Genomic DNA, 21436 nt, shown 5'->3' on the forward strand with positions numbered 1-21436 from the left:
CAGGAGTGATTTTTTTGTTCTCACTCCTGGCTTCTTCTTACTTTTTTCTGGCAATCGCCCGTTTGGCGGCTGCTACAATATCGTTGGCGGTGAGGCCATATTTTTCCATGAGTTGCGCTGGCGTCCCGCTTTCTCCGAAGCTGTCTTTTACGGCGATAAATTCCTGCGGATAAGGCGTACCCTGAATCAACAACTCAGCGATGGCACTTCCCAATCCTCCCGCTACCTGATGCTCTTCGGCCGACACCAAACAACCCGTTTTCTTCACCGATTTTAAGATGGCTTTTTCGTCCAAAGGTTTAATCGTGTGAATGTTGATAATTTCGGCATTGATGCCTTCTGCTTCGAGCATTTCGCCCGCTTGGATGGCTTCCCACACCAAATGACCTGTGGCAAAGATACTTACATCGGTACCTTCGTTGACCATCCACGCTTTGCCGATTTCAAATTTTTGATCAGCATCCGTAAATACTGGAATCACTGGGCGACCAAAACGCAGATAAACGGGACCTTCGTATTCTGCCACGGCGATGGTCGCCGCTTTGGTTTGGTTATAATCGCAGGGATTGATAACGGTCATTCCAGGCAGAGCGCGCATCATGGCAAGGTCTTCCAAAATCTGGTGTGTGGCCCCATCTTCTCCCAGCGTCAGGCCCGCGTGTGATACCGCGATTTTGACGTTTTTGTCAGAATAGGCTACACTCTGACGGATTTGATCGTAGACCCGTCCCGAACCAAAATTGGCGAACGTAGTGGCAAACGGAATCTTTCCGCCGATGGTCAGACCCGCGGCCATCCCAATCATGTTGGCTTCCGAAATCCCACACTGGATAAAGCGCTCTGGGTTTTCTTTGATAAACGCGTCGAGTTTTAAAGAGCCCACCAAGTCGGCACACATTGCCACGACGTTGGGGTTGGTTTGGCCTAAAACCTGCATTCCCGCGCCGAATCCGCTGCGGGTATCTTTCTTTTCGGTGAACGTATATTTTTTCATTCTTTGTGTTGTATTGCGTAATTAGTATTAGGTATTAAGTACTGAAAGTTTATTCAAAAAGTAAGCGGCACTGGGGCAATTGGGATGCTGCGCAGCGCGTTGGAGGGAGAAACCATTCCGCAAATAGTTCAGCGCAAATCGTGTTTTTCTATTGCCGATACCACGTTTCGTTTTTTCTATCATCAAAGCTCCCAATGTTTCAAAAGGGACAATTTCTCGTTCAGGTTGTTCAAAATAACAATTACTTTTTGTGCAAAGCGATAATGTCTCTGTATCTGCCAAAAACCAAGATTCAATTTGATGCACTGCTACAATGATAATTTGGTTTTCCTGCTCGGTTATTCGTTGACGCGTCTGCGTAATACAAACGGCATCGTCTTTGTCGGTAAGAATTATAATGTATTCTGCTCCTAAATCTTTTAAGGTTTCTCTGAACGGGATGATGTTATGAGGCAATAAATTTCCATTTCCTCCAGCATCAATAGCTTCGCTGACACATTCTAAATTCAATTCAACTAACAATTTTTGAAAACCGTCAGAATCAATGATCAGCTTCTCGGTTTCACCTTCTACGATAAACCCAACTTTTACCACGGTAAGCCTCCTCCTAAAGCTGCCGTCAACCACGCCTCGTCCATGCGTAAACCATGTAAATTGTGGTTTTTTAGTTGTTTGGTTATTGTTTCTCCCTGCTTTTTATTGACAAGAATAATTTCTTCGGGCTGTAACTGAGCAACCAATGTTTGCGAATGCGTATTGAGCCAGATATAATGCCCTTTTTCTTGGCAGGCATCCCGAAAGAAATGAACCAACTCTTTTATCACTTTGGGATGCAATCCGTTCTCCGGCTCTTCAATGCACAAAAACTGCGGCTCATCCGATTGATAAACGGCGGTTAAAAGCGCTAGGATGTTGTAAGTACCGTCGGAAAGTAAATCTTTGGTGAAAGGCTTTTTAATTCCTTTTTCGTACATCACCAAGGTATCTGTACCACTCAATTCACTAGAAACGATTTCAATATTTTCAAAACCGGGAATAAATAAATCAAGCCACTCTTTGATTTCTTCGCGTTTGATTTCGTCTTGGAGAATGCGTTTTAAGACCTTTTCGAGGTTGGAAGCGGAAAGGGAAAGTTTAGTATTGTCTCTTAGCTCAATCTTCTCCACTTCTTTATTTTTAATAAAAATTCTAGAGTAGTTTTTATAAAATTCTCGTAACGATGTTTCTTCAATTGGTATTCCTTCTAAATGCAAAGTCCTAAACTTATGATGCCCATTTTGAATATCAAATCCTACTTTATTGATAGTGTTAGGGAAATTGATCAAATCAATTCTTAATTCAGTCTCCAAATCCCCTTTTAGACGATTAATAATTGATTCAGCCCCCCTAAAAAGAGGCACCATTTCCTTAACGTAAGGGCTTAATAAATGAAAACTCCAGAACTCCAATGCCTCAAAAATATTCGACTTACCCGACCCGTTGGGGCCGACAAAGACCGTAAACGGGTTGGGTTCGACGATTTCCAAATCTACAATGGACTTGAAATTTTTGATATGGAGTTTTTGGAGTTTCATTGGCAACAGAGGCCCGTTAATCTTTAAAGACTTCTAACAAATTGATTTTCAGTTCAGGAAAAATGAATGAATGCATAATTTCGTCTTCAATGAAAGGCCGATGTCCGATAAAAACGCCTTGTTCGTTGAGCGTGTAAACCAGTACATTCTTATCGGTCGATTGTACGATCCAATACTCGCGCACCCCAGCTTCTTCATACACCTCAAACTTATCTTTCATTTCCTTCTTACTATTGCCGGGCGAGAGAATCTCAATAATCAAATCAGGCGCACCAACGCAGCCTCGCTTATCCAACTTAGATTTATCGCAAATCACACAAAGGTCAGGCTGCACCACTGTATATACCTGTTTATCGGTATTGTCAGATTTACGCGCCAAACGCACATCAAACGGCGCATGATACATCTGGCATTCGTGCTCTTTAAAATACGAAAACATCATGCTAATCATTGTCATGGATATGTGCTGATGTTTGCGCGCTGGAGCAGGCGACATTTTAAAAATGCGCCCTTTTATCAGCTCTACACGCTCTTCAAACTTCCATTTAAGATAGTCTGCGTAGCTGTATTGCTTTGATAAATCCAGTTGGTCAAGACTTGTTACCATCCTTCTGATTATTTAATAATCTCCCAGCGTCTCGGGCAATTGCGCCAAAGCTTGCTCCAATTGGGCGTCGTTGGGCGCTACACCGTGCCATTTGTGGCTGTGCATCATAAAGTCTACGCCTTGGCCCATTTCGGTTTTCATCATCACGGCGATGGGCTGACCTTTACCCACAAGGCGCTTGATTTTGCGCAACAGGGTTGTCAGTTCGTCCATGTTGTTGCCGTCTACGGTCACTACACGCCAGCCGAAAGCTTTGTATTTAGCACCTAAATCGCGGTTGTTATTTACCTTATTAGTCGAACCGTCAATCTGCTGACCATTTACGTCCACAAACGCAACAAGGTTATCAACGTTGTTGTTGGGCGCAAACTGTACGGCTTCCCACACTTGGCCTTCTTGCTGCTCGCCATCGCCCATGAGGCAATACACAATGTTTTTTTCGCCGTTGAGTTTTTTCGCCAACGCCGCCCCAATCGCTACCGAAAGCCCTTGGCCCAAAGAGCCCGATGCAATGCGAATACCTGGAAGTCCTTCGTGGGTGGTGGGGTGACCTTGCAAACGGGTGTTTATCTTACGGAAGGTAGCCAATTCTTTGACATCAAAGTACCCGCGACGCGCCAATACGCTATAAAATACCGGCGAAATGTGGCCATTTGATAAAAAGAACAAATCCTCTCCTTTGCCATCCAAATTGAATGACAAATAACCGCCTTTACCTTTGCGGTTGTTGATTTTCATTTGTTGAAAGTACAATGCAACCAACAAATCGGTGCAACCTAGCGACCCGCCCGGGTGACCTGATTGACAGCCGTGGACCATGCGTAAAATATCGCGTCTTACCTGCGAAGCAATGCTTTGAAGTTCAGTCATTTGGATAATGGAAATATGCGTAGTTTTTAAATTGTTACAAATATAAATGTCAGAATGACACTTTTAGCACAAACTAACGAAAACTTAATTTACGAAAGCACCTGCTCCGCATGATTTTTGGTATCTATTTTAGAGATAATCTCCTGAATTACACCATTTTCGTCAATAATAAAAGTAGTACGTACGGTGCCCATATAAGTTTTGCCGTACATAGATTTTTCGGCCCAAACACCGTAGGCTTCCACGATGTGGTGCTCGGTATCGGCCAATAGAGGAAAGGGAAGCTGATATTTTTCAGCAAATTTCTTATGCGATTTTTCGTTATCGACACTAACGCCGAGCACTACATAGCCTCTAGCCAGCATGGCATCGTAGCTATCGCGCAGGCTACACGCTTGGGCAGTACAGCCGGGAGTATCATCTTTGGGATAAAAATAGAGGACAATTTTTTTGCCCTGAAAATCAGTCAGTTTAACGACGTTTCCGTTTTGATCCTTTGCTTCGAACAGGGGAGCTTTTTCGCCTACTTGCAGTGCCATGTTTTTTACGGGTAGCGGGTTTGACAACAGGTTCTTTGATTTCGGCCTGCAAGATAGCGATATTTCCTGCGCGGTCGGTCACTTCGAGCCGTAATTCCCCCTCAAAATCAAGGGTGTCAACCAGTTTATCGGACCAAATATAGTTGCGTTTGTAGTCATAATTCATCAAAACCCACTCTCCATTCACAAACGCATTGAACGAGCCGATTCCCGACATTCCGTCGGAAATACGCGCCGAAATGCTTTTTTTGGAAGATTGAATCAACTTTACGGACGGAGGGGTTTCGTCGGTAGCGATGGAAAAATCGCCTAACTCGCGGGTGGCAAATTCCAGCATTTCACCTTGCCATTTTCCGCCCACAAAACGCAGTCGTTCACCGTCAAAACGATAAGCATGCGTTTTGTCAGGATTTGCGGGCATTACATCAGGTCGAAAATTAACCCCAATAGCATCCCGAAGCGGGATATTTTCTTCATTTATGACAAGTCCATTCGCGCGCGACTGCACGGCCAGATAAAGCGTATCAAAAATGCTTTGATTGCCAAAGCGCAACGTGTAGCGGTCGCCGTTGTAGGTCTCAATGATATTGGGGCGAATCCTTTCTCGAAAGCTTGTTTTGAGCTGTTTGTTACCGATTTGAATCGAATCGGGCAAGTAGTCGCGCAAATCGAGTAAATAGACCGTTTCACCGCTGCTCTGATAGGCCGGCGCCAATTTTATACTTTTATTTTTTACGTAAATATCGGCCTGCGTCAACTGAGAAAGCCCGAATGCGGTGATTTTGAGCACATTTTCTACCGCATCGGTTTTAAGATAGGCCACCGTCGGCAATGCTTCAGGCTCCTCCAAGAGAGGCAATAGTTCCTCAGGTGCTTCGCCCTTTATTTTCAGTCGCAACACCGCCGAATTTTCGTAAGAATCAAAGAGCGTCACCTCCACATCGTGCATGAGCGTGTCCCTTATTTGCAATTTTCCGCGATAGCCGTCGGTTTTGTGCACATTGAATTGATTGCCGTCTGGATTATAGCATTTCAGGTAGCGAGCGCCCGTTTTTTGTTCGGTGGCGTAGTCGATAAGGTTGTTGTAATCGCGGGTAGACCACGAAGGAAACGAAGTCATGTTGTAAGCAAATACTTCCTGCCCGTCGAGCTTAATTTCAACGCAATTCACGCCATTTCTGAAATTCACCCCCGTCATGGCATCAAAAGCAATCAGTTCAAGACCGATTTCCCCCCAAGCTTTGATGGGCTGCGCCACGGAATAAAAGCCTTCTTTTTGACGCACTGGCCGAAAAGTAATTCTTTCAAACTCCCCGTTGACGCGACTAAGTAGCGACATGGGGCGGATGGCCATTGACGTAAAATAAGGCGGCGTATTGTCTTCAATTTCGGCAAAATCAAAGAACAAAGGATTGAGATAATTGTCTTTGGAGTCCCGAATCTCAAAATGCAAATGCGGCCCCGCCGAGCCGCCCGTGTTTCCCGAAAGGCCAATCAGTTGCCCTTTGCTCACCGGAAACTGGTCGGGCGAGAGGTTCAGTTCTATTTCAAACGATTTACGTTCGTACTGTTTTTGGCGTAAATAACTCCCCATCGGCTCCGCAAACGAAAGCAAATGCCCATACACCGTCGTCATGCCGTTGGGGTGTTTGATAAAAATCACGTTTCCATAACCCGACGTTTGCACTTTAATGCGAGAAATATACCCTTCGGCCGCCGCCAAGACCTGCAATCCTTCCCGTTGTTGGGTACGAATATCAATCCCTGCGTGAAAATGATTGGTTCGCAAATCTCCCAAAACCCCCGCCAAAGTGTTTTTCTGACCGGGATGAATCGGAAACTGAAAATACCCTTTCGGAAAGGATTCCCGTTGGGCCACAACCGATTGAAGAATGCCGAGAAAAAAGCAAAAAAAGTATATAAATCGTCCTTTAGTCATGCTGCTAGCATCATTTTTTTATCACAAAATCACACACAAGGCTCGCAGATGCACAAATCAGTCCATTTCACGTCCTCCTGTCATTTTTATTTTACCTCAAACTCAAGCATTTTATTACCTTCAACATAAGCCGTCAGCGTATCCCCTACTTTGACCGCACTAACGCCTTTTGGAGTGCCCGTAAAGAGCAAGTCGCCCGTTTTTAGGGTAAAGTAGCGAGAAATAAACGAAATAATATAGTCAATTTTAAACAACATCAACGAGGTATTGCCCTGTTGGCGGGTTTCACCGTTGACATCCAAATGAAAATTAAGGTCTTGTAAATCAGCAAATTGCGATTTAGGAACAAACGACGAAACGGGCGCAGAGCCATCAAATGCTTTGGCTAACTCCCACGGCAGGCCTTTTGACTTCAGTTTGGATTGCAAATCGCGGGCGGTAAAATCAATACCGATGCCGACTTCTTCGTAGTATTTGTGGGCAAATTTTTCGTCAATATTTTTACCCATCTTACTGATTTTCACCACGATTTCTACTTCATGATGAAGGTCCTGGGTAAAATCGGGATAATAAAATGGCGCATTGTCTTTGAGTAGCGCCGTGTCGGGCTTTTGAAAAATAACGGGGTCTTCTGGAACGGCGTTTTGAAGTTCGTGAATGTGATCAACGTAATTTCGGCCAATACAAATGATTTTCATGATAAGGCATTTTTTAAGCCTCAAAGGTACAGAATTTCTCAAAAATGCGCCTGCTCAAGGGTCTACATGGAAGTATAAAAGGTTAAATTCTCTTGATGAAGGCGATTGTTAAGGCGCTGAACTACCTTTTCAAATATTTCCTCGCTTCGTTGGGTGGGCGTTTGGTACGAAATCGTAATCTCTAGCCGTTCTCCGTTCCAGTCCGTAATTTTAACATCGGGGGTAAGGGCAAGCTGCACCAGCGTCTCAATATCTGCCATTTGCTCGACAATCATTGATTTAAGATGCTCGGTATCCACATCTGACGCGGTATAAATTTTCAATCCCCTTTTTTCAAAACCAGCGCGGGTGTGGTTGATAATGGTGTTGTTGAGCAAAGGCCCGTTGGGAATCATGACACGGCGGCCGTCGCCCGTGTCCAATACGGTATTAAACATCAAAATATCGCGCACAACACCGGTATAATTTTGGGAAGTGATTTTTTCGCCCACTTTAAATTGCTTCATCAATAAAATGATAAAACCACCCGCAAAATTGGACAAGCTGCCTTGCAACGCAAAGCCAATGGCCAAGGTAGCGGCACTAAACAACGCCACAAAACCCGTTACTTTTAGTCCTAAAAATGCACCTGAAAACATGATAACACTAAGGCGCAAGCCAATAGAAATCAGGCTTTTAATAAAACTTTTAACGGAAGGGTCTACGCGACGACGATTATCGATAAATGATTTTAGTGGACGGTCAAACCAATTAATCAGGCCAAATCCCAACAATAAAATCGCCAACGCCGTCCCGAATTTTATCCCCCATTCAACCAGCGTTTCTGAATATTCAATGAATTGGGTTTTCAGCCTGACCAGAAATGTTTTGGTTTGGGAAGGGCACACCTGAATGTTCTGAAACAACACAATCTCTTGGGCCACTACCTGGTCTTTGGTTTTATCGGCGTAATATCCGTCTATTTCTACATAAACACGGCTTAGTTTCTCCCGACGGGCTTTTTTATAAATGTCTTTAAGCTCCTGATACGCGCCTTTCGGCAATATTCGTACGATTTTCCCCGTCCGGCAATCACTCAACGTAGGATACCCTCCCAATTGCGTGTACATCCCCCGAAAAGACTCCGACGAGGTCGTATCGCCAAACAATTGGGCTGGCGAAATTGTTGGAAAAGTCTGACTTTGAGCGTTTAAGGTAAGAAGAACCGTAAGAAGTAATCCAGAAAAGGTGGTGTAGATAAAGCGAAAATGAGGCATGAAAGCTGACGTTGGTTACATTGTAATAACGAATTTTCCAGCCATTTTACATAAAAAAATAACAAATTGGTGATTTGAGTAGCATTTCTCCCCCATTTATTTTGTGGGGGCAGGCCTTGCGTCTGCCCCGTTTAGGTGGGCGGATGTCAACCCTGTCCTTACGATAAAATCTCCTCAATTTTCGATAATTCTTCAGCGCTGAAATGCTGATTTTCAAGGCATTTTAGGGAATCTTTGAGTTGAGACACACGACTCGCCCCAATCAAAACCGACGTGACCCGTGGGTCTTTCAACAGCCACGCCAACGCCATTTGCGCCAAGGTTTGACCGCGTTCCAGTGCCAAAGCGTTGAGTTTTTCGATTTTTTGAAGTGTTTCGGGAGTAATTTGACTTGTTTTCAAAAAGCCATGTTCCTTCGCCGCCCGCGAATCTGACGGAATGCCTTTCAGGTATTTATCGGTTAAAAGCCCCTGCGCCAAGGGAGAGAACGGAATACAGCCCACGCCCGATTCTTCCAAAACATCCATCAAGCCCCCTTCGACCCAACGCTCAAACATCGAGTATTTGGGTTGGTGAATAAGACAGGGTGTACCCAAATCTTTCAAAATCTGAATGGCTTTGGCTGAATTTTCGGCCGTATAGCTAGAGATTCCTACGTACAATGCCTTTCCTTGACGAACAATGCTGTCGAGCGCGCCCATCGTTTCTTCAAGTGGAGTGTTGGGGTCAAAACGGTGCGAGTAGAAAATATCCACGTAATCTAATCCCATGCGTTTGAGACTTTGGTCACAGCTCGCTATCAAGTATTTGCGTGAGCCCCATTCGCCATACGGCCCAGGCCACATCAAGTGTCCGGCTTTGGACGAAATAATGAGTTCGTCGCGGTGAGCGGCAAAGTCTTTTTTGAGCAATACCCCAAAGTTTTCTTCGGCCGAGCCGGGCGGCGGGCCGTAGTTGTTGGCCAAATCAAAATGGGTAATTCCTGCATCAAAAGCAGTACGAAGGATGGCACGGTAGTTTTCAAACACATCGACACCTCCAAAATTATGCCACAAGCCCAGTGAAATCGCGGGCAATTTAAGGCCGCTTTTTCCGCAGCGGCGGTACGACATGTGTTCGTAACGGGCGTGATTAGGTACGTAAGTCATTGGATTAATTTTAGTTTTTTACATTTACTCAAATTTCTTCCCTTCTGTTTTTGCTTTCCAATTATCGGTTCTGAAAGGGCTTGCGGGCAAACCTTCACTGTTGAACAAATTGGCATCTTCGGGTGCATTCGCCCAACCATAGCGCACCGCAATCGGCTTTTGTCCTTTGGGGTGATACACTTCTATTTTGTCGCCAATGATTTCGGCTTTGGCGTAGTAAAATACTTTATCTTCTCCCGCAATTTCAAAACCTTTTACGTAACCAAATTTATCTTTAACGGTTAAACCCTCTCCTGTATAATCAAATGTAACAACGGCTCTATCTTCCTCAAAATGAACCGATTCATACATTGGCCCCGAATGCAAGACATCCAATCCATAATTAGATTTGAGGGCGTTGAGGGCTAGGCGGTGGCCCACATCCTGCTTGTTGGTAGGATGTATGTCTTTGGGATTGCCGACGTCGGTCGTTACGGCCATTCCCGTTTTAGGAAGGCTCAGAGTCATGGTTTGTGCTTCGCGAAGTTCGGCCCAATCGCTGCCATCATTGCTGTTTTGATACGCCCCGTAGCTCGAAAGCTGCACAAAATAAAATGAAAATTCGTCTTTCCATTTTTGCCGCCAATCATTAATCATCAACGGGAAAGTTTGGCGGTACTGATAGGCTCGCCCCGCGTTGGACTCACCCTGATACCACAATGCCCCCCGAATGGCAAACGGCACCAACGGGGCAATCATCCCGTTATAAATCGTGGTCGCTACGTTGTTACAACTGTGATTGTAGGTGTGAGTTTCGGCAAAAGAAGGCATCAGATACCAACCCGTAGCCAAGCTAACTTTGCTGTCTTTTGCGCTGACAAACAAGTCTTCAGGTGTACCATTGATGCCCAGCCCATACCACGGAAACTGCACCATATTGCCAAATTTGATGACCAATTGATTGTTACCGCTTTTCCACGTGTTGGCTGGTAAGGTGATTTTGCGCGTTCCTTCCACAATTCCCTGCGACACCAATTGTCCGTTGATGTAAATCTCGTTGAAACTATCTTGGATTCCCAAACCCAAGGTAGTGGCTTGCCCTACCATTTCTTCGGGAATATCCACCGTCCGGGCCATGAATCCTTTGCCCCGAAACATCCAGATTCCTTTCCAGTCCCACTGACCAATCGGACTGCCTGCGTTGTGCCACTTAGAAAAGTCGTAGCCTGCTTCGGTGTATTTTTTCTCGTCGGCCACGGTAGGATTTACCTCCGTTTTCAGCAATTGTTTCCGCGTTTTCAGGTCCAGAATCGCGTCGGCTTCTTCCCAAGTTTTCGGTAAATTTTGAGCAACGGGTTTTAGTTCCTCGTGGGTTAGCATGGCTTCTTTGCTTAGCCAGCCTTCCAATTGCGAACCACCCCACGACGAATGCAAAAGCCCAATAGGAATCTTGAGTTTTTGGTACAGTTCACGGGCGAAGAAAAAACCAACGGCCGTAAAATTCCCCACATTTTCTTCATCGCAAATTTTCCACTCCCCAGAAGTCAAATCAGTTTGTGGCTGCATAGTTACATCGTGCGCCACAAAAAAGTGGCGTATTTGCGAAAAATCAGCATTTTTCTTCTCTACTTTAAAGTTATCAGCTTGTCTAACGGGCCATTCCATGTTTGACTGCCCCGAGCAAAGCCACACCTCTCCCATCAGAATATCGTTTACTTCTAGTTTTTCTGATCTAGCTATAACCGTCATTTTATGCGGGCCGCCCGCCTCTAGCGGTGTAAATTTCACCGACCATTTTCCAGAGGCATCGGCTGTGGCAATTTGTTTTTGCCCAGCCAGCGTCACCGTTACCTTTTCTTTAGGCTTGGCCCAACCCCATACCGGAATGGGCTTTTGACGTTGCAGCACCACATGGTCGGAAAACAAGCGGGCGAGTTTGAGTTGGGCAAAGCTTTGAATCTGAACGAGAAGAAAGAAAAGGAGTAAAAATCGTTTCATCATGGATTAGGATTAGTACCGTTGGTGCAATAAAATATTACTAAGTTTGAGTAAAGGTTTTTCTTTTGTCAGGGTCAAAGCCCATCATTCATACCCTTTCCTCCCCAGTCTAAAGGCTAGAATTACTCACTTTCATTTGTTGGAATTATACTCCAAAAGCGCTTTTTTGAAGTATTTTCCTTGCCTCGTGGGCGTAAAATTCCAATCAGAAAACATACGGGGTGCCCAGCGGTCGTCAAAGACCCAGCCCACCCAGCTGATGCCCTGTTCAGCGGTATATTTGGTGATGGCTTCACCGTACGATTCATCGCTGATGACTGGAACGTGCGCACCTACTTCTTCAGCGCCTGAAAAACCTATTTCAGTCAGCATCAATGGGTATTTTTTAGCCACAAATCCCCAGTCGGTCGGCCATTTGTTTTCCCAAGGTTTTCCCCCATTTTTCATGGGATACGGGTGACTTACGTAGGCAATACCAGCAGCGTTGATTGGGTTTTCTTTGACGGGAGTCAGGTCATAGGCCCAATTGAAACCAGCGACCAATGGAATAGCATCATTGCCGTGGGCACGAATGATTCCAATCATTTCTTCATTCAAGGTTTTCCATTGTTCCCACGAACACGTTCCCAACTGCCCACCCGCAACGGTGGGTTCGTTAAACAATTCAAAGAAAGCAACGGTGTTGTTCCCTTTAAAATGCTTGGCCATGGTCCGCCAAAACTCAAAAGTTTCTTTTTGGGTCGTTTCATAATTATCAGATTGGTACATTTCGGTCCGTAGATTACCAATCGAATGCCAGTCAATGATGACGTACAAGCCCAATTCCGTTGCCCATTTTACGCCGTCATCCAGTAATTTTAGATACTCTGCTTTCCCCCGTTTCCGCCACGCAGAAGGATGAACAGGAAAACGTACAATATTGGCTCCCCAGTTTTTGATTTCCTGAAAAAATGCTTTTTCCCAATGTCCTTTGGTGTGCAGGTTGTCGGGGTCGGCTACGTTTAGCCCCCTGAATACCATCATTTTACCATCTTCTGTAACGAATTTATTCCCCTCAACTTTGATTTTTTTGAGGGCGGTTTGGGCAATCGCCGAACTGAAAAAGACGCTAAAAGTCAGAAGCAACAGGGGTGTTTTTAATTTCAACATGTGATATGTACTTTAATCGCTCATCGCTACTCACCCAAAAAGCACCAAAACATCCAACCATACCCTCCGCCCTTACCTAACTATTTGCGGGAGGAGGTGAGCGATGCAGGTGGTTCAAATTTTCGTCTTCAAGTGGCTCTGGGTATTAAACAGCTACTATTTTTTTATCAGAAGAAAGTGTTTCAAGGTTGTTTCTAAGACTATTTTGCCATTTTCAAAGAATACAATTCATTCAAATTTGTATCTTGCCCTACCATTCCTTTACAAACCTTTTATGAACGCTGCGATTTGCAAAAACTGCCAAAACCCTTTGGGAAAAAATGATGATTTCTGCGCTAAATGCGGCCAATCAGCCCACATACACCGTATTGATATGCACCACATTTGGCACGATGTAGTGCACTCCTTTGTCCATGCCGACAAAGGAGTCATTCATTTGACCAAAGAATTGGCGCTTAAACCCGGGATTGTGGTAAAGGAATATGTAGCAGGCAAACGAAAAAAATACTTCAACCCTTTCAGTTATCTGGTACTTACCGTAGCCATCTCGGCGTTTCTGACCCATTATTTCCATTTGATGGAAAACAACAGCCAAAGTGTCAACCCCGTTACGGAGCTTTCTTCGAAGTATTTTAACCTTATTTTATTTATTGGCGTCCCTATTTCGTCCTTTTACATGTGGCTGCTGTTTCGCAAAAAGGGGTACAACTATGCGGAAAATCTCACCTTTCAAGCCTTTATAGGGGGCTTTCGTGTGGTTTTCTTTATTCTGATCTTCACGCCGTTGGTGCTTTTATTTCGTCAGTATTATTTTTACGTGCTTAGCATCTACATGCTTGCCTGGTTTATTTTTACGGCTTGGGCAAAAGTTCAGTTTTTTGGTGGGCCTAAATGGCTTACGATCTTCAAAGCTTTTCTGGTCATTCTCTTTACCCAAATGACCATGACCCTCATTCTTTCGTTGGTTGCTTATTTCCTGATTAAGCGTCAGCCCTAAAACTCAGGATTTGAAACAAAATTCAAGAACGAATTACTGAAGGAATTGTACTTCTCTTTGTTGACTTCATAAAGATAAGCGCCTTTCTTTGAGGACTTTTGCTTTTCTTTGAGCTTTACAAGCAGGTGTGTTGAAAGGATTTTACGGCTAAAATTTCGCTTGTCAAAAGTCGTTTGGAAGATGGCTTCGTAGAGTTTTTGCAGTTGCGGAATCGTAAATTTTTCGGGCAAAAGTTCAAAACCAAGCGGGTGCAACGCCGCCTTGTAGCGAAGTTTTTGAATGGCTAAATCAATCATTTGACGGTGGTCAAACAAAAGTTCACTGGGCATTTCGCTGACGGGAAACCAATGCGCAAAGTGAACCTGCGAAATTTTGGAATCGTAGTGTTCAATGTTTATCAAGGCAAAATAAGCCACCGAAACGGTGCGGTCAATGGGGTCGCGGTTGATATCACCAAACGTGTAAAGTTGCTCCAAATAGACACCTTTAAGCCCCGTCAGTTCAAACAATATCCGCTCCGCTGATTGTTCCAAATTTTCGTTGGGATTCAACCATCCACCCATCAACGACCACGTATCGGCGTGCAGATTCGGACCGCGTTTTACCAATAAAATTTTCAGGAGGTCACCGTCAAAACCGAAAATGATGGAATCCAGCGCAACAAGGCATTTCGGTTGGGTGTCATAAGATGCTTTATCCAGCATACAGGAAGAGAATTAATCAAAGGTTAAGTGCTAGCGTTCCATTAACAAGAAAAAAGTATAAAATCATTCCCTGTTTAATGTTAGGTTAAAGATAAGAGACCCTCATTTTTACCCTATACGCCGATGGTATCGTTTTCGTCGGCGGGAATTTTCTCTTCAATAAACGACACAATCAAGTCAGCGACATTGACGCCCGTACAATTTTCGATTCCTTCCAAACCCGGCGAAGAATTGACTTCCATAATCATCGGCCCCCGATTCGACAGTATCATATCTACCCCTGCCACGCGCACCCCCAAGGCTCTTGCGGCTTGAAGAGCGGCTTTTTCTTCCTGTGGCGTCAATAAAATCGGGGTTGCTTTGCCCCCTCGATGGAGATTGGAGCGAAAATCCCCTGCTTTGCCTTGGCGCTTCATGGCGGCAACAATTTTGTTACCAACCACAAAAGCCCTAATGTCAGCCCCTTTTGACTCTGCGATGTATTCCTGAATCAAGACGTTGGTTTTCAGTCCATAAAAAGCTTCAATGGTTGATTTTGCGGCAGTTTCTGATTCCGCCAAAACCACCCCTACGCCCTGAGTTCCTTCCAATAATTTAATAATAACGGGCGGTCCACCCACCAAGTGAATGAGGCTTTCGATGTCTTTTGTTTGATTGGCAAAAACCGTTTTAGGAATCTGTACGCCCGCTTTTGAAAGGATTTGCAAGCTTCTCAACTTATTGCGCGAGCGCATGATGGCCTGAGATTTGACAGTAGTAAATACTTTCATCATTTCAAACTGCCGCACTACCGCGCACCCATAGTCGGTGACTGAAGCTCCAATGCGCGGAATAATCGCGTCGATGCCCTCAACGGGTTTATTTTTGTATAAAATGACGGGTTTTTCTTCTTCAATCATCACATGACACAACGCATGATTGATGACAAGCGCTTCATGCCCATGCGTGCGAATGGCTTCTACCAGGCGTTTGGTAGAGTATAATTTGGGGTTGGTAGAAAGAACAGCAATTTTCATTATAATAATTACATAATCAGCCGATTAGCATTGCTATTTGCAGCATAACAGAGCCATAACGGTGGGGTAAAATTAATGGGAAGTTGATTGAATCAAGGTTATCTTTTTGTTAATGCAGTACCGACTCAGCAGCGGTTCTTTTTTGGGATAGAGAAAGGTCTTCTAATGAGACATCCACTAAAAAACGATTTCGAAGAAGTTTTCGCCCCAACAATACGGGGTAGCGCATTTTTTCGCGGTCGGCCAAGGAAAATTCGGCCTGAAAAGCTTTGCCAAAAATCACAATGCGCGTTTTGATTACATAACGCATTTCAGTTTGCCCAAACGAATTTTTGATGGATTTCAGCTCAAATGCTTTAGCCACAAACCGTTTTCGTTTTTCTCCCTTGTGCGCTGGCAAATAAAAAACGAGCTTCTCTTTCACCAATTTTATATTATAACAGTGGATGGAAGAAGTATAAGCCCCCGTGTCTATTTTGGCACGAACATCCGTTAAGCCCAAATCAGGGAAATCTACACTGTCAGTACGACCGATTAGCCGCATTTCAACCTTGGGGGATGCCATTCTGTTGGCTGTTCTTACAGATCTCATTTATCCCAAAAAAACAATATTTTCTGTTAAAATAGTATGATTTTATGCAAAAAGAGAGTCAATCAGACAACATTTTGCATAGTACCTTTGTTGTTGGAAAAAAATATCAACATTTATTCGATATAAAATGATATTCTCTTCCTTATTTTAAAGTTCATTTGTACGTTTTTAAAGTTCATTTATCTATTTTACACTAAACAATTACTCTATGAAGCAGAAATTACTACTGCTATTCGTCTGTTTGTGGGCGAATTTGAGCTTGTTCGCTCAAGAACGAACAGTGTCGGGTCAGATTAAAGACCCTACCGGTGCACCACTACCCGGGGTAAGTATTTTGGTCAAAGGTACGACCAAAGGTACCAACTCTGATGCAGATGGGAACTTTAAAATTGGAATGGCTCCTGGAAGTACGCTCGTTCTCAGTGCCATCGGCTTTGCCAAACAGGAAATTACTCCTTCAGGCATTACCGTAAATGTTACCATGCAGCAAGATGTTGCCGCCCTGAGTGAGGTAGTTGTGGTAGGTTATGGTACCCAAAAGAAAGAAACCGTTACGGGTTCTGTGGTATCGGTAAAAGGAACTGACTTGGTAAAATCACCAGCGGCCAACCTCTCCAACTCTCTGGCTGGACGCTTACCGGGTGTAACCGCCGTAAACCGCAGTGGTTTGCCAGGTGGTGATGGCTCGGCCATCAGAATACGGGGTTCAAATACATTGAACAACAACGGCGCACTTATCGTAATTGATGGTATCCCTAACCGGGCTGGTGGTCTTGACCGCCTCAACCCTGCCGACATCGAAAGCATCTCTGTATTGAAAGATGCAGCGGCAGCTATCTACGGTTCACGGGCAGCCAACGGTGTTATTTTGATTACGACCAAGCGTGGTAAGACGGGTAAGCCTGAGTTATCGTACTCGCTCAACCAAGGTTGGTCAAACCCCACCGTTATTCCTAAGTTGACAAATGCTGCCCAATATACAAGTATGCTAAACGACTTGGATATTTACGCCTTGCCAACTTCAGAATGGGCTGCTGCCAACCAAGCTTACAAAACAACTGGCTCATTTACCCGCCCCAACGGTACCGTACGTAACGCTCCGTTTTCTCCGCAAGCTATTCAGAAATACGCTGACGGCTCCGACCCATGGAACTACCCCAACACTGACTGGTACGGTTCTACCCTTAAAAACTGGTCGCCACAGGTACGTCACAATCTCCAACTTAACGGTGGAACGGAAAACTTCTCTTACTTGGCTTCATTGGGTTACCAAAACCAAGATGCCAACTACATCCAGTCGTCTACGGGTTATAAGCAGTACGATATGCGTTTGAACTTTGACGCAAAAATCAACAAGTACGTAACCATGACTTTGGGCGTAGTAGGTCGTCAGGAAGCGCGTCGTTATTCTACACAATCTCCCGGTGCTATTTTCCGGATGTTGATGCGCGGAAAACCCCAAGAGCCTGCTTTCTGGCCTGATGGCCGTCCTGGCCCCGACATCGAGAACGGCCAAAACCCCGTGGTAATCACAACTGACTTGGCTGGTTATGACCGCGACACCCGCAATTATTTCCAATCTAATGGTCAGCTTGACATCAAAATTCCAGGCGTAGAAGGCTTGAAATTGAGCATGAATGCCGCTATTGACAACTTGGCCCAGAACAACAAAACATGGTTGATTCCATGGACACTTTACCAAAAAGGCTCAGGAGTAGATGCCAACGGCAATCCAAACCTTGTTCCTGCCCGTAGAGGACCTGCTGATCCAAGCTTAAACCAAGTGAATATCAATCAGCTTAACATCTTGTTGGGTACGGTGCTTTCTTATGACAAAACCATCGGCAATCACACCTTCAACTTGTTGGCTGGTACAAACCGCGAAACCATCAAAGGCGATAACTTCTCGGCTTTCCGTCGTTTCTTCCTTTCAACTGCCCTCGACCAGATGTTTGCGGGTGGTGACTTGCAACGTAACAACAACGGTGGTGCGTTTGAAACAGCTCGTATCAACTACTTTGGTCGTGTAGGTTATAACTTCAAAGAGAAGTACCTCGCCGAGTTCTTGTGGCGTTATGATGGTTCAGACATCTTCCCTGAAGAAACCCGTTACGGCTTCTTCCCAGGAATTATGGCAGGTTGGGTTGTATCAGAAGAAGAATTCTTCAAAAAAGCACTCCCTGCGGTTAATTTCTTAAAATTGCGCGGTTCAATCGGCCAATTGGGTAACGACCAAATTCCTTCGTATCAGTACCTTTCTACCTACGGATTCAGAAGTTATATCTTAGGAAATGCTGAAACAAAAACGTTGTTTGAAGCACGTATTCCTAACACCCAAATTACTTGGGAAGTAGCGACTAACTCTAACTTAGGTTTGGAAGGGCAAATGTTTAACGGTAACGTTTTCTTCGAATTTGATGTATTCTCTAACAAGCGTACCAACATTCTTTGGACCAAAAACGCTTCTGTACCTCAAAGTACAGGTTTGACGCTTCCACGTCAAAACTTGGGAGAAGTGCTAAACAAGGGTTGGGAATTTAACATCGGTTACCGTAACCAAAAAGATGGCTTCAAGTACAACGTAAGCGTGAACGGTGGTTATGCTCAAAACAAAATCTTGTTCTGGGATGAAGCTCCGGGAGCACCTGCATGGCAACAAACAACGGGCAAGCCGATGTTTACGTATCAGACTTACCTCTACGACGGTGTGTTTAAAGACCAAGCCGCCATTGATGCCAACACCATCGACTACAAGGCCATCGTAAACACGCTCCGCCCTGGCGACATGAAGTACAAAGATTACAACGGTGACGGAAAAATTACTCCTGATGACCAAGTACGTAACAACTTCACCAACATTCCTTTGTTTACGGGTGGGGTTAACCTATCGGCCAGCTACCGCAACTTTGACTTGACCGTCCTTATCCAAGGAGCCGCAGGAGCAAAGCAGTTTATAAGTGCCGCCGAAATGGGTAACATTGGTAACTACTTGTTGGATATGTACGAAAATCGTTGGACTATCGACAATCCAAGCGACAAGCACCCACGCATTGCTAACCGTAACGACCAGTATTTCTCTACAGGTAACGACTATTGGCTCAGAGATGCCGACTACCTCCGCCTGAAAAACTTGGAAATTGGATACAATATTCCTTCTACTTTGGTGAAGAAAATCGGAATGAACACGCTTCGCGTATATTTCAATGGTTTAAACCTGTTTACAGTTGATAAGTTGAAGGTATTTGACCCCGAAACAGATAACTCTACTGGACAGTATTATCCTCAGCAAAAAATCCTGAACGTAGGTCTTGTTGCCGCATTCTAACAACATCGTAATTTGATTTAAAACGGGGGCGCCCGTGCGATGAGTCAATTTGAAAACACTAATCATAAACAGACAGTTGGTTATGTTGGCAAAATCTCACTTTGTTTAATCACAAATTACACAACTAAAAAATAGAGATGAAAAAATACAAATTTCTAATCGCGTCACTCATTGCTTCGACGGTAGTTGTTACCAGTTGCGACGATAGTTTCGTAAACACACAACCCCTAAACGAACTTTCAGAAAATGCCGTTTGGACGGATGCTGCGCTTGCAGAAGCGTTTGTTTCTGAAATTTACGCTGGCTTCGGCAACGGTGGTTTTGATGAGCAAATGTTGGCTTCATTGACCGACGAAACCATCTTTACTCACCCAGGTCGCGGAATTACGACCATCACTGAAGGCCGTTCAAACCCCGCCGACATCGGTTGGGTAAACAACACCATCAGCTGGCAGCAAATGTACCTGCGTATTCGCGCATGTAATCTTGCCCTCAAAAATCTCGCAAGCCCTAAGTTTACAAACACGGGCAACATCGTAGAGCGTTTAACGGGTGAGACCAAATTCATGCGTGCTTATTTTTACCATCAGTTGGCCCGCTACTACGGCGGCGTACCTTTGGTGGATCGTCCGTATGATTTAGGAGAAGCCGATTACATGGCTACTCGTAACACTTGGGCCGAAACAGTCGCTTTTATTGTCAAAGATTTGGACGATGCCGCTACTTTGTTGAACGGCAAAAGCATGGCCGCAGGTCGGGCAAATTATGCCGCTGCCTTGGCGCTCAAAGCCCGTATCTTAACTTACGATGCCAGCGATTTGCACGATGCTACCAAGATGAAAGCAAAATCTACGGTACTTTCTTCTTTCACAAAACCTGAATTAGTAGCAAACGTGACTGGCTCACAAGCCGACCGTTGGCAAAAAGCAAAAGCTGCCGCTAAAGCAGTTTTGGATTTGCCAGGATACGGTAACCTGCTCAACCTTACGGCTCCCGTCTCTGCTCAACAGGGAACGACCAACTACATGAACAACTCATTGTCGCGCAATGGCGGTCAAAACGAGTTGCTGATGGCGCGTTATTTTATCAACGCAAAACAAGAAAACGGCGGCCGTCAGGGACTTTTCAACGGTCCTAACGGCTACAACAACTGGGCAGGTAATACCCCAATCCAAATCATGGTAGATGACTACGAAATGATGGACGGAACTAAGTTTGACTGGAAAAACCCTGCTCACGCTTCAGATCCTTACGTAAACCGCGACCCTCGTTTCTACGCTTCTATCTTGACCGAAGGTTCACCTTGGAAAGTGCGTAGCAATGCCAACTTACCCCGTGACCCAGCAAGCCAAATCCAAACGGGCCGCTACGAAATCGTAAACGCTTCAGGGGCTAAAGTAACCCACTTTGGTTTGGATACACGCCAAAGCCCAATCGAAGACTGGAACGGAAGCTATACTGGTTATTATATCCGTAAATTTACCGATCCAAACCCTGCCATCGTTGACCAAAATACATGGCAAGAAGTACCTTGGCCTATCTTGCGCTATACTGAGATGATCTTCAACTACGCCGAAGCTTGTATTGAGCTAGGTCAGGACGAAGAAGCCCGTACTTGGTTGAACAAGATTCGTTTCCGTGCTGGTATGCCTGCCATTACTGAGTCAGGAGATGCGCTGAGACAACGTTTCCGCAACGAAAAACGCATTGAAATGTACTTGGAAGAGCAGCGTTTCCACGATGCCCGCCGCTGGATGATTGCTCCTACTACCTTAGGTCGCAAAGCCAACGGTATCAGCATCGTAGGTACACTCAAGCCTGGCAAAACGGTTAGTCTTTATAAATACGATAAAGAAAACTACAACTACTCTTACACGGTATTTGAAATTGATCCAGGTAAGGAAAACCGCAGCTGGGCTGACAAACTGTACTATTTACCAATTGACCGGAACGAAATGAACCGGAACACCAAATTGGTTCAAAACCCAGGTTATTAATTAGAATTATAAGCACTTGGAGAGCCTTATAGCTCTCCAAGACTTCTAAAAATC

The 21436-nt window shown here is 44.8% G+C and carries 18 protein-coding genes; 3 read left to right on the forward strand and 15 right to left on the reverse strand.

The features are described 5' to 3' along the window. Positions 1-37: 37 nt before the first annotated feature. The 12 genes from NCI00_RS00585 to NCI00_RS00640 all read right to left on the reverse strand — a co-directional run bounded on the left by NCI00_RS00585 (position 38) and on the right by NCI00_RS00640 (position 12751). On the reverse strand, positions 38-994 hold the full coding sequence (locus NCI00_RS00585; protein ID WP_114066378.1) for a transketolase family protein: 957 nt from the start codon (positions 992-994) through the stop codon (positions 38-40). A gap of 27 nt (positions 995-1021) precedes the next feature. Next, positions 1022-1588, reverse strand: coding sequence for a DUF4276 family protein (locus NCI00_RS00590; RefSeq protein WP_253523902.1), 567 nt, complete (start codon positions 1586-1588; stop codon positions 1022-1024). Further along, a complete protein-coding gene (locus tag NCI00_RS00595; RefSeq protein WP_253523905.1) occupies positions 1582-2568 on the reverse strand; it encodes an AAA family ATPase in 987 nt (328 codons plus the stop codon). The genes NCI00_RS00590 and NCI00_RS00595 overlap by 7 nt, the downstream gene beginning before the upstream one ends. A gap of 16 nt (positions 2569-2584) precedes the next feature. After that, positions 2585-3175: a Uma2 family endonuclease gene (locus tag NCI00_RS00600; RefSeq protein ID WP_253523908.1), complete on the reverse strand. Its 591-nt coding sequence runs from the start codon at positions 3173-3175 to the stop codon at positions 2585-2587. A gap of 12 nt (positions 3176-3187) precedes the next feature. Continuing rightward, a complete protein-coding gene (locus NCI00_RS00605) occupies positions 3188-4045 on the reverse strand; it encodes a transketolase (RefSeq protein WP_114066382.1) in 858 nt (285 codons plus the stop codon). 89 nt (positions 4046-4134) lie between these two features. Continuing rightward, positions 4135-4584 (reverse strand): thioredoxin-dependent thiol peroxidase, encoded by a 450-nt coding sequence (gene bcp / locus NCI00_RS00610; RefSeq protein WP_253523912.1) that lies wholly within the window; start codon positions 4582-4584, stop codon positions 4135-4137. Beyond that, the gene (locus tag NCI00_RS00615; RefSeq protein ID WP_253523915.1) at positions 4517-6523 is read right to left on the reverse strand and encodes a M23 family metallopeptidase; all 2007 of its coding nucleotides are present in this window, start codon (positions 6521-6523) and stop codon (positions 4517-4519) included. Before NCI00_RS00615 ends, bcp begins: the two co-directional genes overlap by 68 nt. Positions 6524-6609: 86 nt before the next feature. Further along, a complete protein-coding gene (locus tag NCI00_RS00620; RefSeq protein WP_253523918.1) occupies positions 6610-7221 on the reverse strand; it encodes a fumarylacetoacetate hydrolase family protein in 612 nt (203 codons plus the stop codon). Positions 7222-7283: 62 nt separating this feature from the next. Beyond that, a complete protein-coding gene (locus NCI00_RS00625) occupies positions 7284-8477 on the reverse strand; it encodes a mechanosensitive ion channel domain-containing protein (protein WP_253523921.1) in 1194 nt (397 codons plus the stop codon). Between the two features lie 158 nt (positions 8478-8635). Beyond that, entirely contained in the window at positions 8636-9625 is a 990-nt protein-coding gene (gene mgrA / locus NCI00_RS00630; protein ID WP_253523923.1) for an L-glyceraldehyde 3-phosphate reductase, read from the reverse strand. Between the two features lie 24 nt (positions 9626-9649). Further along, positions 9650-11605, reverse strand: a complete 1956-nt coding sequence (locus NCI00_RS00635; RefSeq protein ID WP_253523925.1) for a sialate O-acetylesterase — start codon at positions 11603-11605, stop codon at positions 9650-9652. 129 nt (positions 11606-11734) lie between these two features. Next, positions 11735-12751, reverse strand: coding sequence for a glycoside hydrolase family 5 protein (locus NCI00_RS00640; RefSeq protein WP_253523927.1), 1017 nt, complete (start codon positions 12749-12751; stop codon positions 11735-11737). A 274-nt stretch (positions 12752-13025) separates the two neighbouring features. On the opposite strand from NCI00_RS00640, the gene NCI00_RS00645 reads away from it, so the two are divergent. Beyond that, positions 13026-13748 carry a DUF3667 domain-containing protein gene (locus tag NCI00_RS00645; protein ID WP_253523929.1) on the forward strand — a complete coding sequence of 241 codons (723 nt, stop codon included), beginning with the start codon at positions 13026-13028 and terminating at the stop codon, positions 13746-13748. Here the strand turns inward: NCI00_RS00645 and NCI00_RS00650 are convergent. The 3 genes from NCI00_RS00650 to NCI00_RS00660 all read right to left on the reverse strand — a co-directional run bounded on the left by NCI00_RS00650 (position 13745) and on the right by NCI00_RS00660 (position 16033). Further along, a complete protein-coding gene (locus NCI00_RS00650) occupies positions 13745-14452 on the reverse strand; it encodes an NUDIX hydrolase (RefSeq protein WP_166559478.1) in 708 nt (235 codons plus the stop codon). The two genes, NCI00_RS00645 and NCI00_RS00650, sit on opposite strands and share 4 nt — an antisense overlap. A 113-nt stretch (positions 14453-14565) precedes the next feature. After that, the gene (gene rimK, locus NCI00_RS00655) at positions 14566-15468 is read right to left on the reverse strand and encodes a 30S ribosomal protein S6--L-glutamate ligase (protein WP_253523932.1); all 903 of its coding nucleotides are present in this window, start codon (positions 15466-15468) and stop codon (positions 14566-14568) included. Positions 15469-15577: 109 nt separating this feature from the next. After that, on the reverse strand, positions 15578-16033 hold the full coding sequence (locus tag NCI00_RS00660; RefSeq protein WP_229599094.1) for an ATP-dependent zinc protease family protein: 456 nt from the start codon (positions 16031-16033) through the stop codon (positions 15578-15580). Positions 16034-16268: 235 nt separating this feature from the next. On the opposite strand from NCI00_RS00660, the gene NCI00_RS00665 reads away from it, so the two are divergent. After that, positions 16269-19385, forward strand: coding sequence for a SusC/RagA family TonB-linked outer membrane protein (locus tag NCI00_RS00665; RefSeq protein ID WP_253523935.1), 3117 nt, complete (start codon positions 16269-16271; stop codon positions 19383-19385). A gap of 137 nt (positions 19386-19522) precedes the next feature. After that, positions 19523-21382, forward strand: coding sequence for a RagB/SusD family nutrient uptake outer membrane protein (locus NCI00_RS00670; RefSeq protein ID WP_253523937.1), 1860 nt, complete (start codon positions 19523-19525; stop codon positions 21380-21382). Positions 21383-21436 lie beyond the last annotated feature (54 nt).

Source organism: Runella salmonicolor (assembly GCF_024158025.1).
GTDB classification, from domain to species: domain Bacteria; phylum Bacteroidota; class Bacteroidia; order Cytophagales; family Spirosomataceae; genus Runella; species Runella salmonicolor.

Bases quoted from the DNA above. Each gene is read 5' to 3' on its own strand.
- NCI00_RS00585 (WP_114066378.1), bottom strand. From the start codon at position 994: ATGAAAAAATATACGTTCACCGAAAAGAAAGATACCCGCAGCGGATTC.
- NCI00_RS00595 (WP_253523905.1), bottom strand. From the start codon at position 2,568: ATGAAACTCCAAAAACTCCATATCAAAAATTTCAAGTCCATTGTAGAT.
- NCI00_RS00600 (WP_253523908.1), bottom strand. From the start codon at position 3,175: ATGGTAACAAGTCTTGACCAACTGGATTTATCAAAGCAATACAGCTAC.
- NCI00_RS00605 (WP_114066382.1), bottom strand. From the start codon at position 4,045: ATGACTGAACTTCAAAGCATTGCTTCGCAGGTAAGACGCGATATTTTA.
- bcp (WP_253523912.1), bottom strand. From the start codon at position 4,584: ATGGCACTGCAAGTAGGCGAAAAAGCTCCCCTGTTCGAAGCAAAGGAT.
- NCI00_RS00615 (WP_253523915.1), bottom strand. From the start codon at position 6,523: ATGACTAAAGGACGATTTATATACTTTTTTTGCTTTTTTCTCGGCATT.
- NCI00_RS00620 (WP_253523918.1), bottom strand. From the start codon at position 7,221: ATGAAAATCATTTGTATTGGCCGAAATTACGTTGATCACATTCACGAA.
- NCI00_RS00625 (WP_253523921.1), bottom strand. From the start codon at position 8,477: ATGCCTCATTTTCGCTTTATCTACACCACCTTTTCTGGATTACTTCTT.
- mgrA (WP_253523923.1), bottom strand. From the start codon at position 9,625: ATGACTTACGTACCTAATCACGCCCGTTACGAACACATGTCGTACCGC.
- NCI00_RS00635 (WP_253523925.1), bottom strand. From the start codon at position 11,605: ATGATGAAACGATTTTTACTCCTTTTCTTTCTTCTCGTTCAGATTCAA.
- NCI00_RS00640 (WP_253523927.1), bottom strand. From the start codon at position 12,751: ATGTTGAAATTAAAAACACCCCTGTTGCTTCTGACTTTTAGCGTCTTT.
- NCI00_RS00645 (WP_253523929.1), top strand. From the start codon at position 13,026: ATGAACGCTGCGATTTGCAAAAACTGCCAAAACCCTTTGGGAAAAAAT.
- NCI00_RS00650 (WP_166559478.1), bottom strand. From the start codon at position 14,452: ATGCTGGATAAAGCATCTTATGACACCCAACCGAAATGCCTTGTTGCG.
- rimK (WP_253523932.1), bottom strand. From the start codon at position 15,468: ATGAAAATTGCTGTTCTTTCTACCAACCCCAAATTATACTCTACCAAA.
- NCI00_RS00660 (WP_229599094.1), bottom strand. From the start codon at position 16,033: ATGGCATCCCCCAAGGTTGAAATGCGGCTAATCGGTCGTACTGACAGT.
- NCI00_RS00665 (WP_253523935.1), top strand. From the start codon at position 16,269: ATGAAGCAGAAATTACTACTGCTATTCGTCTGTTTGTGGGCGAATTTG.
- NCI00_RS00670 (WP_253523937.1), top strand. From the start codon at position 19,523: ATGAAAAAATACAAATTTCTAATCGCGTCACTCATTGCTTCGACGGTA.